Source organism: Caulobacter hibisci (genome assembly GCF_016135805.1).
Lineage (GTDB): Bacteria > Pseudomonadota > Alphaproteobacteria > Caulobacterales > Caulobacteraceae > Caulobacter > Caulobacter hibisci.
Genome location: NZ_JADWOX010000006.1, coordinates 153,379 through 168,553, shown reverse-complemented (window position 1 = coordinate 168,553; position 15,175 = coordinate 153,379). Strand labels below are relative to the sequence as shown.

Below are 15,175 nucleotides of genomic sequence, written 5' to 3'. Positions count from 1 at the left end.
GCGCTTCAGTCGTCATCGGACGGCGGGTGGATCTGGGGCATGCCGGCGGGGCCGTCGTCGGCCTGTCCCCGCCAGGGGGCGCCGGCCACCCCGGCCGCGCCTCGGCGGGCCCGCGTCCGGCGCGCGGCGCCCGCGCCCTGGGTCGAGCCTGGCCCGGCCTCCGAGGGCGCTTCATCATCCTTGGCCGGTGAGAACGAGGCCTTGGCGCGCGCCACGACCCCGGAAAGGTCGGGTCCCGGCGAAGGGCCTGGGCCGGCGGCCGGCGACGCGCCGTCCCCTGCCTGGCCGCCGCCAGATCCGCCGGCCGATCCCCCGCCAGGCGGGCTCGGGGCGCTTGGGGCGCCAGGCGGCGAGCCGCCGCCGGATGGGCCAGCGCCCGATGCGCCGCCTTGCGCGCCGGACGCCCCGCCGATCGCGCCAAGGCGGGCGCGCAAGCCGGCCGCGCCGCGCGCCGCCGAGGCCGCCGTACCGGCCCCCGCCCCGCCCGCCGCCCAGCGTCCGGCCAGGGCCGCGCCGCCGACGGTGGCCGCCACCCCGACCGCGGCCGAGGCGGCCGCGCCGGCGCTGAGCTGCGGCCCGCCGGTGATCAGGGCCGCGGCCACCGAGGGGATGCGAAAGCCCAGCATGCAGAAGGCCAGGGCGGCGATCAGCAGGCCGCAGGATTCGCTCCAGTCGGGCTCGGCCGAGACGATGTAGCTGGCGAAAAGAGTCTCGCCGATCGACACCACGATGGCCATGGCCATTACCTTGACGCCGATCGCCACGACGTAGCCGATCGCGCGCTCGGACAGGAAGGCGGTCTGGGTGAGGATCCCGAACGGCACGGTGACGAAGCCGATCAAGGTGACGATGTAGAACTCGATGATCGTCACGGCCAGATGGATGCCCAGCACCGCGAAGGCCAGGATGATGCCGACCGCCGCCAGGGCGGTCACGAGGATGGCGTCTATGTGGGTGAAGAAGCCCACGCCCATCCCCTCCGACGCCAGCTTGCCGATATATTTGAGCAGGGCGAAGGCGACCTTGAGGCCGTCGATGATGACTTTCGAGGGCGAGTGCATTAGGTCGCCCACCGACAACGCTCCGCCGCCAGCCTTCAGGCCCAGGGCCGCGAAGCCATTGACCACGGTCAGGCTCATGTCGTGCCAGCCGGAGATCAACCAGGCGAAAAAGCCGATCAGCAGGATCTTGCGGATCAGCGCGGCCGGGACGTTCTGGTTCTCGTCCAGGGCCCACAGCAGGCCCGACAGGCCAAGGCTGATGACCACCAGGGCTGAGAAGATCGCATGCACGTCGCCGGCGATCGTCGCAAAGCCCCCGCCGACCTGGGCGGTGTAGCGATTGAGGAACGCGTCGAGCGCGGCGGGGGAGGCGGTGGACATGGGGCCTTCTCAGAACCGGTCGCGCTTGAAGGCGGGCCTGTAGGGCGCCAGGTAGCTGGCCGAACAGGGATCCCTGCCGTCGCGGTTGTCCGGGTCGGGGCACTTGCGCGCCTTGGGTCCGGCGGCCGGCCTGGCCTGCGCGACGGGCCGGGCGGACGGCTTGCCGGCGCGATCGGCCGGAGCGGGTCCGCAGGCCGCCAGCGCGCAGAGGGCCAAGCTCAGGCCGAGGCTCGGGCCGGTCTTGGGCGTAGGGCTGCAACTCGGGGTCAGCCCTGGCCGCCGGCTCAGCGCAAACACAGCGGGTTTGGGAGCGGCCATCAGAACCGGTCCTTGTTGAAGGTGGGCGTGTAAGGCGCCAGGGCCGATTGACGCTCACGGTCGGCCTCGCCCTTCGCCGCCAGGCCCTGTCGCTCGGCCTCCAGGGTCTGGGCTTGGCGCGCCTGGGTGATCAGCAGGGTCTGGAGCTGGGTCAGTTGGGTCGACAGCACGGCCAGCAACTGGTTGGTGGCCTGAACGGCCGCGGTCTGGCCCGCCGCCGTCTGCGAGGCGCTCACCGCCGCGCCCACCGCCCCGGACGTCGTGGCCTGCGCCTGAGCGATCTGGTTTTGCACCTGCAGGGCCTCCTGCAGGGTCTGGCGATTGCTCTGGCTCCAGCTGGACAGTCGCGCGGCCAGATCCGTGGCCGAAAGCCCCTTCAGGTCGCTGGGATAGAGATCCGAAAACCCCTGGCTGATCGTCGCGGCCTGGTAGCCAAGGCCCTGGGACTGCTTGAGGAGACTGGTGGCCTGGGCGGCGATGGCCGCCACGGGTCCTGTCACGTCGACCCCAAGACCCTGCAGCATCTTGGCCTGCTGGGCGAGCTGGCTCTGCAGAGCCTGGACCTGCTGCAGCCCCTGCTGAACCTGCTTGATCAGTTGCACCAGGCCCGTGGGATCGATGACCGCGAGCTGGGCGCGCACGCCCGTGGCGGACAGGACGCCAAGACCCAGGGTCGCGCCCAGCAACGCACGGCGGGATGAAGACATCAGCGGGCCTCCGGAGAAATGGGGAAGTGTTGATTTGGGGTTTTGCGGGTGTGCGACGCGGCGCGAGTGGCCTGGGCGCGGTCTTGCTCACGCGCGCATCGGCGGGCCGCCCAGGCCAAGGCGCCAGCGGCCAGGAGCGCGCCCGCCAGGGTCATGGCGGGATCACGCCTGGCGGGGCCGACGACCATGGCCAGGACGGCGGCGACCACCAGGACGGCGACGAGGCGCAGCCGCCGCCCGCGCGCGGCGCTGACCGGGCCCAGGTCAAGCCGCACGGCGCGCCTCGTCCAGAAAGTCGCCGACCTGGCCAAGACCCTTGGCCCGATAATAGGCGGCCGCGAAGCCGGCGCGTCCGACCTCGTCCAGCAAGCGGCTGATCAGGGCCTGATCGGCCGGACTGGCCGCGCCCACCGCCGCCAGGGCGACCGGGCCCAGGCCCAGCTCGAACAGGCGATCGCCGGCCGCGCTCTGGTAATAGTATTCGCGCTTGGGCGCGGCGCCGGCGATGATGTCGACCTGCTGGTCGTTGAGGCCAAAGCCCGCATAGACCGACGCCACCTGCGGCGTGCGGGCCTCTGGATTGGGCAGGAAAATCCGGGTCGGACAGCTTTCGATCAGGGCTGAGGCGATCGACGAGCCCTGGATGTCGGCCAGGCTCTGGGTGGCGAAGACCACGGCCACGTTGAGCTTGCGCAGGGTCTTGAGCCATTCGCGGATCTTGGCGGCGAAGGCGGTCGACTCCAGCAGGAGCCAGGCCTCGTCCAGGACGATCAAGGTCGGGCGGCCGTCAAAGCCGGCCTCCAGGACGTGGAACAGATAGGTCAGGACCGGTCCTAGGATCGCCGGGCTGGCCATCAGCTCGCCGACCTCGAAGGTCTGCCAGTCGCCGGAGGCCAGGCTGTCGTGCGCGGCGTCCAGCAGGTGACCGTGCGGGCCATTGAGGGTGTAGGGCGCCAGGGCGGCCTTGACGGCCTGATCCTGGATGGTGGCGGCCAGGACGGTCAGGGTGCGCTGGGCAAGCGGCCCGGCCGCGAGATTGCGCAGCGCCGTCCAAAGCTCGTCTTTCAGCCGCGGCTCGGGCGACAGGCCCTCGTTGCGCAGCAGGTCCAGCAGCCAGCCTTGCGCCCAACTGCGGTCCTGCGGAGCGTCCAGCCGCGCCAAGGGCTGGAAGCTCAGCGACCCGGCCGGCCCGCCCAGGTCATGGAAGGCGCCGCCGGCCAGGAGGGTGGCGGCGCGGGCGCTGCGTCCCTTGTCGAACACAACGACGCGCGCGTCCGGATAGCGCCGCCATTGCAGGGCCAGGGTGTTGAGCAGCACCGACTTGCCCGCGCCAGTGGGTCCCACCACCAGGGTATGGCCGACGTCGCCCTGGTGCAGGTCGAGGCGGAAGGGCGTCGTTCCAGCCGTGCGGGCGTGCATCAGCGGCGGCTGCTCGCCGCCCAGGCCCCGCTTCTCGCATTCGGCCGTCAGGTGGGCGTTCAGCGGCGGGCCCGGCCAGATGGCCGAAATCGGCAGCAGGTCGCAGAGATTGAGGGTCGAGACCATCGGGCGGCGCAGGTCCGCATAGGCCTGACCCGGCAGGCTGCCGAGCCAGGCCTCGACGGCGTTGAGGTCCTCCAGCTTGGTCACGAAACCCGCCCGGTTGATCACGCTCTCCACCACGCGGGCCATGGCGGCCAGACGATCGGGATCGGGCTCCAACAAGGTGATGGTGGGCGTGCAGTAGCCCATGCTGGCGACATCGCCGCCCAGGATGGTCAGGGCCGCATCGGCGTCCTGCGCCTTATGCAGCGCGTCGGGATCCTCCAGCGCCGAAGGCTCGTGGGTGATGGCTTCCTTGATCAGGGCCATCACGCCCTTGCGCTTGGCGAACCAGCGCTTTCGCATGGCCACGATCGCCCGGCGGGCGTCTTCCTTGTCCAGGGGCAGGAACCGGCACACCCAACGATAGGGCACGCCCAGACTGTTGAGCTGGTCGAGGATCCCCGGCCAGGACGCGGCCGGATAGCCGCGGATCGACACCGTGCGCAGATAGCTGTCGCCCAGGCGCGGATAGAGCCCGCCCTGGAAATCGTCGTCGGTCAGCAGGGCGTCCAGATAGGCCGGGGTGTGCGGCGGCGCGACCGGATGGGGCTTGGTCGAGACGCAGGCGTGCAGGTAGGTCAGGGTCTCGGCGTCGCCCAGCAGCCGCGCCATCGTAAAGACGCCGGCCAGGATGTCGCGCACGCCCGCCACGGCCGCCTGAAACTCCTCCAGCGCCAGGCGATAGAGCGCCGCGGTCCCGCGCCCTTGGGGCAGGTTCTCGACCAGCAGGCTCTCGGCCCGGCCGACCGCGTCTTCCGGCGGCAGGAAGGTGAAGGTGGCGAAATAGCGGGTCTCGAAATGGGTCCCCTCGGCCTGGAAGGCCGCGCGCCTTTCCTCGTCGAGGATATGGCTGACCGGATCGGGAAACACCGCCGGCGGATAGGAGCGCGACGGCGAGCGCGTCGCCTCGATATGGACGCACCAGCGCGAGCCCAGCCGGCGCAGGGCGTTATTGAGCTGGGCCCGGGCGGCCATCAGACCCGCCGCCGTGGCGCTGGCCAGGTCGGGACCGCGAAACTCCAGGCTCTGCTGGAAGGCGCCGTCCTTGTTGAGCACCACGCCCGGTGCGATCATCAGGGCCCAGGGCAGGTGATCGCACAGGCGACTGGCGCGGGAGCGATATTCGTTGAGATAGAGCATCGCCCTAGCCGTCCATGCGGCCAGGCTGGCGCAGGTGGCGGCGCAGCACGTCGAAGACGTAGGGGTCGCGCTTGGTCATCCACAGGGCGACGGCGTAGAGAAAGAGGCTCAGCGGCAGGCCGATGAAGGGCGCCTGCAGGCCCAGCGACAGCGTCGCCCCCAGGGTCCCGATCAGGATGGCCGTCAAGCGCGGAACCCCGGCGATGGTCACCGGCTCCGACAGCGCGCCGTGGAACTCAAGCTCGAACCCGTGAGGCAGGGCGCTCATCTAGAACCCCGCCCCGCCGGTGAAGCCCAGGAAGCCCAGGAAGAAGGTCGACGCCGAGAAGGCCACGGCCAGGCCAAACAGCACGCCAATGCCCTTGCGCATCCATGAGCCGCCTTCCGAGAAGGCAAAGCCCAGACCGGTCACGGCGATGGCGATCACGCCCGCGGCCTTGGCGACCGGTCCGGTGATGGAGTCGGCCACCGTGGTGAGCATGTTGTCCCAGGGCATGCTGCCCGAACCGGAGGCCAGGGCCGGCTCGGCCAGGACGGCCATAAGGACGCCGGCCAGGGCCAGGCGCTGGCCAGCGGCGATCCAGCCTTGGAAATGCGAGGTTTGGTGCGACATCGGCCTCTCCCGGTTGTGTCGCCGTGACCGTGAGCGCACCGAAAAGGCCCGACAATTCGGAGGAAATGCGGGTGAAAGACCTGTCGGGGGGAAGTCCCACGGTGGAAATGCCGTGCTGACGCTTGTCATCTGGCGGCTGGCGGCCCGCCGCGAGCCGGCCGGCTCGCTGTCACCTTCGAGGGGGCTTGTCGTCGTCCGGCGGCGTCACCTTCGCCTTCGTCGTGCGCCAGCGCTTTCGGCCGTAGGCCAGTTTGGATCCTCGCCAAAGCATCAGCGCTTGGTGGCGATCTCGCCGTCGCCCAGGCCAGGCCAAGCGCCGAGCCGCCTGCAAGGTCAAGCAAACTCGAGGGCTGTGCAAAATGGGGCCTGCGCAGGCCTGCGACCGCGGGTTTTGCCTGGACGCGCGTGTAGCGCCTGGCATGACTCACAAGGTTCTAGACGGCTCGAGCGATGCGGCCGCTGAGGCTGCGCCAGGCCTGCGTTACGACAACCAATCCGATCACGGCCGCGCACGCCAGCGCGAGTGCGGCGACGGCGGGCTTGACGGTCTGCTCGGCCACCCAGACGGCGACCAGACCCCAGACGATCGGCAAGCCGTACGGCCACATTCGGCGATGCAGCAGGACGCTCAAGGCGATCAAGGCGCTCGCGCCCAAGCCTGCGAACGCCGCGCGCGCCGAGCCGGGGGCGATCAGCGCCTCGGCGGTCAACACGGTCAGAATGTTCAGCGTGCTGGCGATGGTCAGCCAGCCGGCCAGCAGGCATAGGGGCGTCCAGGCCAGGACCGCGGCGGATCTATCGAGCGGCTCGACCCGCCTGGTCTGGCGGGCCAGCCCCAAGGTCAAGACCGCGGCCGATCCCACGATGATGGCGACGCTCAGCCAGCGCGCGTTGAAGGCCGACGCCCAAATCCACGCCCCGGCGCCGACGATGGCGAGCGCCGCTGGAGCGGCCAGGGCGCCAAGCAGGGGGTCATCGCGTCGCGCGCGGCGGCCTTGGAAGACGGCGAACGCCGCCAAGCCAAGATAGATCACCGCCCAAATGGCAAAGCCGTAGCCGGCGGCGCGCAAGGTCTGGTCTCCCTGATGGGAGAACGCCGCGGCCGACAGGCCGATACCCAATCCCGCCTGAACGGCTGGCGAGAGAAGGCAGAACAGAGTCGCAAGAATCAGGGCCAGTTGTCGCTTGCTCAAGAGGCTCTCCGGTCACGGCAGGGCTTGACCGAAGAGGCAAGGTTCAAAACCGCCATCTCCAGCCTGGGTGTGCCTGCGAACGGTCAAGCCGCGCGACCTGTTCCCGCATTGGGGTCGGACTACGGCTTGTATCGGCTTAGGGGCCATGGGGGCCGGTCTGGATTGCTGGCGGATCACCAAGGCCGACGCCGCGCGGTTCCACGCCTTGGCCGGACAGGTGGATCGGGCGTGTCCGGCGCGTCGCCGGACCATCGGCTAAGCGCCCGTCCCACCCGCGTTTCTGGACGCCGCGCCTCGGCCCCGAGTGGACAACGCCAGGGGCGGAGAGCTCTTATCGCCCGATGGCCATGGACGACGAAGCCGAGGCGCTGCTTGGGCGCATCAGGGCGGTGCGCGCCGACCTGGAGGCCGGGCGTCTGACGCCTGACCAGGTGCGGCTTTATCGCCGCCTGGGACGCAACGTCGAGCGGATCACCCGGTGGATGGACGACGCCCCTGACAGCCAGGCCGCCGAAGCGCTGTGGGCCCAAGGCGCGCAAATCATCGCCGCCTTCCTCGACGAGCATTTTCCGCTGCCCACGCGTCACTGATCGACGGCGCCGGCCAAGCGAGCCTCGGCCGCGATCGCCCTGCGGCGCGCTTTTGAGATTGGAAACCGCCAGACGCGGGCGACGCCAGGTCAGGCGGGGGGCTTGGGCTCGTCGGCAATGGGTATTTCGCCGCGACGCACGGCGATCGACACCGCCTGGGTTCGGTTGCGCGCGCCCAGGCGCCGATAGCAGTCCGACAGGTACTGATTGACCGTGCGGTAGGACAGGCCCATCGCATCGCCGATCTGGATGGCCGTCAGCCCATCGCGGGCATGGACCAGGCACTCCCGCAGGCGCGGGGTGAGAACGCTCGTCATCAATTCCAAGCAACTCCGACTGTACTGCCGACAGCCGGTCCCTGCTCGAGCCTACTTGCGCGCACGCAAAGCACTGCCGTTCTCAAGCGGCGAACACTCCCATGCCGGGCAGATCCGAAGAAGAAACCGGCATTCCTATCGCGACACGCTAGCAAACTCGCACGGTAAGACAACTTGAAATTGTCCGGACTGCTCAACAAATTAAAGCAAAGCTTCGAAAGCCCGACATTGGCTCTACGATCGCGCCATGCCTATTCCTAGAAACGGTCTCCATAAGCCTGGCCGTTGTTATCCGAAGGCAATAACCGCCGTTTTTCGGACAAAAATATTCGACAGGTTGTTTAAATATCGCCGTTTCGGCTCGCCGCGAAGGATTGGAGACGACATGGACGACGCGCCCCCCGACCCGACCGCCGCCGACACCCGGCCCGCGCGCGCGCCAGCCAACTTGCGCAAGGAGCAGGCCCGCAGCGTCGAAACTCGACTGGCCATCCTGGGCGCCGCCCTGGCGGAGTTCGCCGATCATGGGTTCGACAGGGCCAGCACCCGCGCCATCGGCGAGCGGGCCGGCCTGCATCACACCTTGGTCAGCTATCACTTCGGGACAAAGGAAGGGCTGTGGCGGGCCACGGCCGAGCACTTCTTCGGCCAGATCCACGCCGGACTTCCGCCGCCTCCTGGCTCGGCCCAGGCGCGGGACGCCGAGGCCATCGACCGGGTGCGGGGCTTCTTCCGCCGCTTGTTGGCCTTCATCGCCGACCATCCCAGCTTCCATCATTTCATGATGCGTGAAACACGCCAGGCTGGCCCGCGGCGGGCTTGGTTGATGCAGGCCTTTGTCGCGCCGATGCTGACGCAGGTGGTGGCCGATGTCCGCGCCTCTCAGGCCGAGGGCGATCTGCCGCCCGGCGATCCGGTGCTGCTTTATCATGTGCTGCTGAGCCTGGTGACGGGACCGGCCGCCCTGGCCACGCCGCTCGCCCATTTCGGGCAGATCGAAGGCCAGGACCTGGTCGAGCCCTACTGGACGCTCGTCGACCAGCTGGTCTTTCGCCGAAAGCCGTTCCGGCTCGCCTGATCCGCGCGGGCGCGGCCGGCGTGGAGCCGGCGAGGCTGAGGCCCGGGCCCTGCGGCGGACCGGTCGGACGTGCGACGTGCCCAGCCAACAATCAATGCGACGGTTCGGTATCGGCCAGGGCGCGCAACAGGCTCAGCACCCGGCGGCGCACGGCCGGGGCGGCGACGCGCGAGATGGCCAGCGCCATCTCCAGCCCCTCGGTGCTGGCCAGGAAGGCGGTGACCGGAGAGGCGGCCAAGTCGCCCTCGGGGCTGGCCTGCGGCACCCCCTCGAAGAAGTAGGCGATCGGGGTGGCCAGGACGATGGCCGCCTCATACAGCCGTGAAGCGCTGATCCGGTTGGCGCCGCGTTCGTATTTCTGGACCTGCTGGAAGGTCAATCCCAGACGCGCGCCAAGATCCTCCTGGCTGACGCCCTGGGCGCGCCGGCGCAAACGCAGGCGCTGGCCGACGTGTAGGTCGATGGGATGGGGTGGATGGGCAAGACGTTTGGCCAAGTGGGGTCTCCGACGGAGCGCGCGTGCGCGAGAGCGGACCTTCCGGTCCGCCCCCCATGACGAGGACGCTAGGCCAGACCCCCGGATTTTCTTTTCGAGGCGGCGGACGCCCGGCCAAGCGCGCCCTTTTGGCCCCGGTTTCAGCGAAAATCCCGGGTCTTCAATTTGAGGGAGTCGATATGCAGATCGGGCACGTAGATGTCGCGGGCCGGGGCGGCGGCCACGGCGCTCCGGCCGCCCCGGGGGCCGGCGTCGCGCGGGTCCGGGCCGGCCGAGCCGCGATGGAACTCGTCGCCACGGCCGTGCGGCAGGGGAAAGGCCTGGTTCGAGTCGTCGCGACCTATGCCCGCCAGGTCCCCTGACAGATCAAAGAGCTTGTGGGCCACCAGGTGGACGACCTCGCCCTCGCGCTGGATGCGGCCTTCGACGGCCAGCATCCGCGCGGCCAGGATCACCCGCCGCTGCTTTTCATAGAGCGTGGGCCAGATCACCAGGTTGGCCACGCCCGTCTCGTCCTCGATGGTGATGAACATCACGCCCTTGGCGCTGCCGGGCTTTTGGCGCACCAGCACCAGGCCGGCGGTCTTGAGCCACCGGCCGTCGCGCGCCGCCCCGGCCGCCTTGCAGGTGACCATCTTCTGCGCGGCCAGGTCCTGGCGCAGAAAGGCGAGAGGGTGATCGCGCAGGGTCAGGCCGACATGACCGTAGTCCTCCACCACCTCACGCCCGGCGCTCATCGGCTTGAGGGCGACGGGCGCCTCGTCGACCTCGGGGACGATCTGCTGCTCGCGCAACGAGGCCGCGGCGAACAGCGGCAGGGGCTCGTCGCGCAGGGCCTTGATCGCCCACAGGGCTTGGCGCCGCGCAAGCTTCAGGCCGGGCAGGAAGCCGTCGGCCTCGGCGATCTTGACCAGGCTGGCGGCCGGCACGCCGCTGCGCCGCCAGGCGTCGTCGACGCTGGCGAAGGGCTTGTCGGCGCGGGCGGTGACGATGGCCGCGGCGTCCTTGTTGGACAGGCCCCGCACCATCCGCAGCCCCAGACGCAGGGCCAGCCGTCCTCGCGCGTCGATCGGCTCGAGCGTGCAGTCCCAGCGCGAGGCGTTCACACAGACGGGCCGCACCGCCACCCCGTGCTCGCGCGCGTCACGCACGATCTGGGCCGGGGCGTAGAAGCCCATCGGCTGGGCGTTCAGCAAGGCCGCGCAGAACACTTCGGGATGATGGCATTTGAGCCACGAGGAGGCGTAGGCCACCAGGGCGAAGGAGGCCGCGTGGCTTTCGGGAAAGCCGTAGGAGCCGAACCCCTCGAGCTGACTGAAGGTCTTGGCCGCGAATTCTTCGGTATAGCCGCGGGCGACCATGCCCTCGATCAGCTTGTGGCCGAACCTGGAGACGCCGCCGGTGAACTTGAAGGTGGCCATGGCCCGGCGCAGCTGGTCGGCTTCGCTCGGCGTGAACCCGGCGCATTCGATCGCCACCCGCATGGCCTGCTCCTGGAACAGCGGCACCCCCAGGGTCTTGCCCAGCACCGCCTCCAGCTCGGGCTTGGGATAGACCACCGGCTCCTTGCCCTCCCGGCGGCGCAGATAGGGATGGACCATGTCGCCCTGGATGGGGCCGGGCCGGACGATCGCCACCTCGATGACCAGGTCATAGAAGGTCCTGGGCTTGATGCGCGGCAGCATGGCCATCTGCGCGCGGCTCTCGATCTGGAAGACCCCCAGGGTGTCGGCCTTGCGGATCATGGCGTAGGTGCGCGGATCCTCGGCCGGCACGGTGGCCAAATCCAAATCGACGCCCTTGTGCTCGCGCAGGAGATCGAACCCTCGGCGCATGCAGCTGAGCATGCCCAAGGCCAGCACATCGACCTTCATGAACTTCAAGGTCTCGATGTCGTCCTTGTCCCATTCGATGACCTGGCGGTCCTCCATCGCCGCCGGCTCGATGGGGACCAGCTCGTCCAGCCGGTCCTGGGTCAGGACGAAGCCGCCGGGATGCTGGGACAGGTGCCGAGGCGCGCCCATCAACTGGCGGGCCAGCTCCAGGGTCAGGCGCAGGCGCCGGTCGGCCAGGTTCAGATTGAGTTCGGCCGCATGTTTGGCCTCCACCCCGTCTTCGGCCCAGCTCCAGATCTGCGAGGACAGCAGCTTGGTCAGATCCTCGGGCAGGCCCAGCGCCTTGCCCACATCGCGGATCGCCCCCTTGGCCCGATAGCGGATGACGGTGGAACATAGGGCCGCGCGATCGCGCCCATAGGTCTCGTAGACCCACTGGATCACCGTCTCGCGGCGCTCGTGCTCGAAGTCGACATCGATGTCGGGCGGCTCGCGACGCTCCTCGGAGACGAAGCGCTCGAACAGCAGATCGTTGCGCTCGGGGTCGATACTGGTGATGCCCAGGACGAAACAGACCGCCGAATTGGCCGCCGAGCCCCGGCCTTGGCAAAGGATGTCCTGGCTGCGGGCGAAGGCGACGATCGAATTGACGGTCAGGAAGTAGGGCGCGTAGTCCAGCGTCTGGATCAGCTGCAGCTCATGGCGCAGGGCCCGGGCCACCTTGTCGGGCACGCCCTCGGGATAACGGCGGGCCGCGCCTTCCCAGGTCAGGCGCTCCAGCCCCGCCTGCGGCGTCATGCCCGGGACGCAGGCCTCCTCCGGATACTGGTAGGTCAGCTCCTCCAGGGAAAATCGGCAGCGCTCGGCGATCTCCAGGGTCCGGTCCAGGGCCTGGCGGTAACGGGGAAAGAGCCGGTGCATCTCCTCGGCGGGCTTGAGATGGCGGTCGGCGTTGCGCTCGCGCCGAAAGCCCAGCTCGTCGATCGTGCAGCCATGGCGGATGCAGGTGACGACGTCCTGCAACTGGCGGCGTTGCGGGGCATGGAAGAGCACGTCGTTGGTGACGACCGTAGGCACGCCGGCCTGGGCGGCCAGGTTCGACAGCGCGTGCAGCCGCAGCTGGTCGCCCGGCCGACGGCGCAGCGTCAGGGCCAGGTAGGCGCCGGCCGAGAAGGTGGCCTTGATCCGGCGCAGGCGCTGGGCGCAGACCGCGTCGGCGTCATCAGCGACCAGCACCGCGATCAGGCCCTCCGCATAGGCCGGCAGATCGGCCCAGTCGAGATTGCAGCGCGCCTTGCCGGCCCGGCGCTTGCCCAGCGACAACAACCGACACAGACGGGCATAGGCGGGCCGGTCGGTGGGGTAGACCAAGATCCCCGTTCCATCGACCAGGTCCAGGCGACAGCCCACGATCAGCCGCACGCCGGTGTCGCGGGCGGCCTCGTGGGCCCGGACGATCCCGGCCAGGGAGTTGCGATCGACGACGGCCACCGCCTCGATCCCGCACAGGGCCGCCTGGGCGAACAGCTCCTCGGCCGAGCTGGCGCCGCGCAGGAACGAAAAGTGCGACGTCGTCTGCAGCTCGACATAGCGTGGGCCAAGGGGGGTCTGGTCGCTCATCCGAACAGCCCGTGCAGCCACCAGGACAGGTCGCCGGTGGCGGCCTGCTCGCCGTCGCCGCGCCGGAACACCCAGAACCGCGCGCTGGCCTCGTCCTCCAGCTGGAAATAGTCGCGCACCGCGTCGAGCTCCCCGTCGCGCCGCCACCATTCCCCGAAGATCCGCTCGGGCCCGTCGGCGCGCACCACGCGTCGGCGTGAACCGCGCCAGGTGAAGGACACCGGCGGCTGGTCGGGCAGCAGGGCCACCGTTGCGATCGGCTCGGGGCGGGCCAGCAGGCGCACCGGCCGGGGCCAGCCCGAAGGCCAGCGCTCGCCGGTCGGCGGCGCCGTCGGGGCGATCTTGCGCACCGCCCGCTCGGGCACGTCGCTCTGGGCCGGGGCGACCCGGTAGAAGCGCCGGTGGCCGAAGCGGTTGGAAAGGGTGTCGATCACCTCGCCGATGTCGGCGACGGCCGGCGCGGTCAGGTCGCTGGCCATGGGCCGCCAGTCGAGCGGCTCGGCCATGGGCGCGGCCAGGGTCATGGCCTCGACGCCGAAACCCGGATCGACCGTCTCCAGCCTGTCGCAGAGCAGACGGGTCAGGCGCTTGATGTCGCGCACGGGGCGGGCGACCCCGACCCGCATCGCCTCGATCCGATTGTCCACCCGATGGAAGCGCAGGTCCAGGACGCGGGCCCCCAGGCCCCGGCCTTCGAGAGCCGCGCACAGCGCCTCGACCAGCTGCAGGGTGTAGCGGGCCAGGGTCTCGGGGGCGCCGATCGGCTCGGCGAACACCCGCCGGACCTGGATCAGTTCCGGGCTTTCAACCGGGTCGATCGGCTCGGCGCTGCGGCCGAACGCCTGGTCAAGGCGTCGCGTCAGCTCCGGGCCGAACCGCAGCGCCAGGCTGGCGCGCGGCGCGGTCGCGAGCTCGCCGATTCGGTCAAAGCCCAGACGGCCCAGGCCATCGACCGTCTCGGGGGCGAGCCGCAGGGCGCGGATGGGAAGCCCTGTCAGCATGCGGCCGCTGTCCCCCGCCGGGGCGACCAGCGCGCCGCGGGCGGCGAACCGCGCCAGGGCGTGGGCCGCGCCCCAGGTGTCGGCGATGGCCGCTCGGGCCGCGTGGCCCGACACGGTCAGGCGATCGATGATGTCGGCCAGAAGCGCGGCTTCGCCGCCGCACAGATGCGCCGCGCCCGTGACGTCCAGGACCAGGCCGTCCGGCGGATCGGCCGCGACGATGGGCGAATAGAGGCGCAGGCCCCACAGCGCCAGACGCTCCAGCGCCAGGGCGTCGCCTTGCGGATCGGCGTCGTGCGCCACCAGGTCGGCGGCCAGGGCCCGGGCCTGGGCGGCGGCCATCCCCGGATGCAGACGCAGGCCTTGGGCGGCGGCGTCCGCGGCCGTCACCAGTCGCTGTCGCCCGCCCCGACCGATCATGACGATCGGCGTCTCAACCGGCGGCGCGCCGGCTCCAAGCCGGCGGCGCAGGCGATCGGTGGACCAGGTCGGCAAGAAGAGCGAGACGACCCGTCTCATCACAGGCTTCCAGTTCGAAATCAGCGCATTCGCCGGCCTTGCAGCGGATCAGTTCGACAAACCATCGGGCCCGTCCCACCCCCGCCACCGGCAGGGGCGCCGAGGGCAGGGCGGTCACCCGCCAGCGGGTCACCGCCGCGGTCGGCTGGCCAAAATCGGCCGCGTCGGCCTGGCGGCGCCAGCGGCGCAGGATGACGGCCAGGCTCGTCCCGCTTTCGGCCGCCAGCTGCAGCCGGCGCGAGGCCGTCATCGACAAGCGCCCCACCTCGCCCACGACCGCCCCGAATCCGCCGTGGCGCAAGCCTTCCTCGGCGGCGGCCAGGACGCTCTTGTCATCATCCATTTCGCCATAGATCACCCGGTCGGGGGCCAGGCCCGCCAAGTCGAGCGCCGGCGCGAAAAGGTCGCGCCGCGCCATGCACCACAGGACCGGCCCGCGCGTGCGCGCCGCAATCCCGGCTGCGAACAGGGCCGCAACGGTCGTGTCGATCGCTCCGCCGCCGCCGCCGGCCACCTCGTGCAAGGCGCCCAATCGCAGGCCGCCCTCGGGCAGACGTGCGTCGACGGCCGCGACGCCGAACGGCAGCACGTCGCGGACCGCGCGTCCGCCCGCCTCGATCCGCTCGATGTCGGCGCGCAGGGACAGGAACGCAGAAGGGATCCGCGGATCGGGCATGGGGTCCGGAACGAGAGGGCGAAAAACATGTTCCTTATTTGTTCTTCCTGCGCCATGCTGGAGTCAAGCGGAGTCCGGGCGAACGTCGTTTTGGCCGCAGAGGCGA

15 protein-coding genes are annotated in these 15,175 nt (G+C 70.1%); 2 read left to right on the top strand and 13 right to left on the bottom strand.

Annotated features, from left to right (window positions below; genetic code table 11):
- Window positions 1–5: 5 nt before the first annotated feature.
- From trbL to I4Q42_RS11020, 8 genes are all read right to left on the bottom strand, one after another.
- Window positions 6–1,382, bottom strand: coding sequence for a P-type conjugative transfer protein TrbL (trbL, locus tag I4Q42_RS11055; RefSeq protein ID WP_198576129.1), 1,377 nt, complete (start codon window positions 1,380–1,382; stop codon window positions 6–8).
- 9 nt (window positions 1,383–1,391) lie between these two features.
- Window positions 1,392–1,700 carry a hypothetical protein gene (locus I4Q42_RS11050; RefSeq protein ID WP_198576128.1) on the bottom strand — a complete coding sequence of 103 codons (309 nt, stop codon included), beginning with the start codon at window positions 1,698–1,700 and terminating at the stop codon, window positions 1,392–1,394.
- Window positions 1,700–2,407 (bottom strand): conjugal transfer protein TrbJ, encoded by a 708-nt coding sequence (locus tag I4Q42_RS11045; protein WP_198576127.1) that lies wholly within the window; start codon window positions 2,405–2,407, stop codon window positions 1,700–1,702. The genes I4Q42_RS11050 and I4Q42_RS11045 overlap by 1 nt, the downstream gene beginning before the upstream one ends.
- Complete coding sequence (locus tag I4Q42_RS11040) at window positions 2,407–2,682, bottom strand: hypothetical protein (RefSeq protein WP_198576126.1); 276 nt, start codon at window positions 2,680–2,682, stop codon at window positions 2,407–2,409. Before I4Q42_RS11040 ends, I4Q42_RS11045 begins: the two co-directional genes overlap by 1 nt.
- Complete coding sequence (gene trbE, locus I4Q42_RS11035) at window positions 2,672–5,131, bottom strand: conjugal transfer protein TrbE (RefSeq protein WP_198576125.1); 2,460 nt, start codon at window positions 5,129–5,131, stop codon at window positions 2,672–2,674. The genes I4Q42_RS11040 and trbE overlap by 11 nt, the downstream gene beginning before the upstream one ends.
- A gap of 4 nt (window positions 5,132–5,135) precedes the next feature.
- Window positions 5,136–5,399, bottom strand: a complete 264-nt coding sequence (locus tag I4Q42_RS11030) for a VirB3 family type IV secretion system protein (RefSeq protein ID WP_198576124.1) — start codon at window positions 5,397–5,399, stop codon at window positions 5,136–5,138.
- Window positions 5,400–5,744, bottom strand: coding sequence for a TrbC/VirB2 family protein (locus tag I4Q42_RS11025; protein ID WP_198576123.1), 345 nt, complete (start codon window positions 5,742–5,744; stop codon window positions 5,400–5,402). It lies immediately after the preceding gene.
- A 434-nt stretch (window positions 5,745–6,178) separates the two neighbouring features.
- Complete coding sequence (locus I4Q42_RS11020) at window positions 6,179–6,937, bottom strand: hypothetical protein (RefSeq protein WP_198576122.1); 759 nt, start codon at window positions 6,935–6,937, stop codon at window positions 6,179–6,181.
- Window positions 6,938–7,278: 341 nt separating this feature from the next.
- Between I4Q42_RS11020 and I4Q42_RS11015 the strand changes: the two genes are divergently transcribed.
- Window positions 7,279–7,527, top strand: coding sequence for a hypothetical protein (locus I4Q42_RS11015; RefSeq protein ID WP_198576121.1), 249 nt, complete (start codon window positions 7,279–7,281; stop codon window positions 7,525–7,527).
- A gap of 89 nt (window positions 7,528–7,616) precedes the next feature.
- Here the strand turns inward: I4Q42_RS11015 and I4Q42_RS11010 are convergent, their stop codons facing one another.
- Window positions 7,617–7,844 (bottom strand): helix-turn-helix domain-containing protein, encoded by a 228-nt coding sequence (locus tag I4Q42_RS11010; RefSeq protein ID WP_198576120.1) that lies wholly within the window; start codon window positions 7,842–7,844, stop codon window positions 7,617–7,619.
- 385 nt (window positions 7,845–8,229) lie between these two features.
- Between I4Q42_RS11010 and I4Q42_RS11005 the strand changes: the two genes are divergently transcribed.
- Window positions 8,230–8,922 (top strand): TetR/AcrR family transcriptional regulator, encoded by a 693-nt coding sequence (locus I4Q42_RS11005; protein ID WP_198576119.1) that lies wholly within the window; start codon window positions 8,230–8,232, stop codon window positions 8,920–8,922.
- A 91-nt stretch (window positions 8,923–9,013) separates the two neighbouring features.
- Here I4Q42_RS11005 and I4Q42_RS11000 read toward each other — a convergent pair whose 3' ends face one another.
- The 4 genes from I4Q42_RS11000 to I4Q42_RS10985 form a co-directional block, all read right to left on the bottom strand.
- Window positions 9,014–9,418 carry a helix-turn-helix domain-containing protein gene (locus I4Q42_RS11000; RefSeq protein ID WP_198576118.1) on the bottom strand — a complete coding sequence of 135 codons (405 nt, stop codon included), beginning with the start codon at window positions 9,416–9,418 and terminating at the stop codon, window positions 9,014–9,016.
- 140 nt (window positions 9,419–9,558) lie between these two features.
- A complete protein-coding gene (locus I4Q42_RS10995; protein WP_198576117.1) occupies window positions 9,559–12,873 on the bottom strand; it encodes an error-prone DNA polymerase in 3,315 nt (1,104 codons plus the stop codon).
- Window positions 12,870–14,393: a Y-family DNA polymerase gene (locus I4Q42_RS10990; protein WP_198576116.1), complete on the bottom strand. Its 1,524-nt coding sequence runs from the start codon at window positions 14,391–14,393 to the stop codon at window positions 12,870–12,872. The genes I4Q42_RS10995 and I4Q42_RS10990 overlap by 4 nt, the downstream gene beginning before the upstream one ends.
- The gene (locus tag I4Q42_RS10985; protein WP_198576115.1) at window positions 14,308–15,069 is read right to left on the bottom strand and encodes an ImuA family protein; all 762 of its coding nucleotides are present in this window, start codon (window positions 15,067–15,069) and stop codon (window positions 14,308–14,310) included. Before I4Q42_RS10985 ends, I4Q42_RS10990 begins: the two co-directional genes overlap by 86 nt.
- Between the last annotated feature and the right edge of the window lie 106 nt (window positions 15,070–15,175).

Excerpts from the sequence above, each read along its gene's own strand:
- trbL (WP_198576129.1), bottom strand. The coding sequence starts at position 1,382 with ATGTCCACCGCCTCCCCCGCCGCGCTCGACGCGTTCCTCAATCGCTAC.
- I4Q42_RS11050 (WP_198576128.1), bottom strand. The coding sequence starts at position 1,700 with ATGGCCGCTCCCAAACCCGCTGTGTTTGCGCTGAGCCGGCGGCCAGGG.
- I4Q42_RS11045 (WP_198576127.1), bottom strand. The coding sequence starts at position 2,407 with ATGTCTTCATCCCGCCGTGCGTTGCTGGGCGCGACCCTGGGTCTTGGC.
- trbE (WP_198576125.1), bottom strand. The coding sequence starts at position 5,131 with ATGCTCTATCTCAACGAATATCGCTCCCGCGCCAGTCGCCTGTGCGAT.
- I4Q42_RS11030 (WP_198576124.1), bottom strand. The coding sequence starts at position 5,399 with ATGAGCGCCCTGCCTCACGGGTTCGAGCTTGAGTTCCACGGCGCGCTG.
- I4Q42_RS11025 (WP_198576123.1), bottom strand. The coding sequence starts at position 5,744 with ATGTCGCACCAAACCTCGCATTTCCAAGGCTGGATCGCCGCTGGCCAG.
- I4Q42_RS11015 (WP_198576121.1), top strand. The coding sequence starts at position 7,279 with ATGGCCATGGACGACGAAGCCGAGGCGCTGCTTGGGCGCATCAGGGCG.
- I4Q42_RS11010 (WP_198576120.1), bottom strand. The coding sequence starts at position 7,844 with ATGACGAGCGTTCTCACCCCGCGCCTGCGGGAGTGCCTGGTCCATGCC.
- I4Q42_RS11005 (WP_198576119.1), top strand. The coding sequence starts at position 8,230 with ATGGACGACGCGCCCCCCGACCCGACCGCCGCCGACACCCGGCCCGCG.
- I4Q42_RS10995 (WP_198576117.1), bottom strand. The coding sequence starts at position 12,873 with ATGAGCGACCAGACCCCCCTTGGCCCACGCTATGTCGAGCTGCAGACG.
- I4Q42_RS10990 (WP_198576116.1), bottom strand. The coding sequence starts at position 14,393 with ATGAGACGGGTCGTCTCGCTCTTCTTGCCGACCTGGTCCACCGATCGC.
- I4Q42_RS10985 (WP_198576115.1), bottom strand. The coding sequence starts at position 15,069 with ATGCCCGATCCGCGGATCCCTTCTGCGTTCCTGTCCCTGCGCGCCGAC.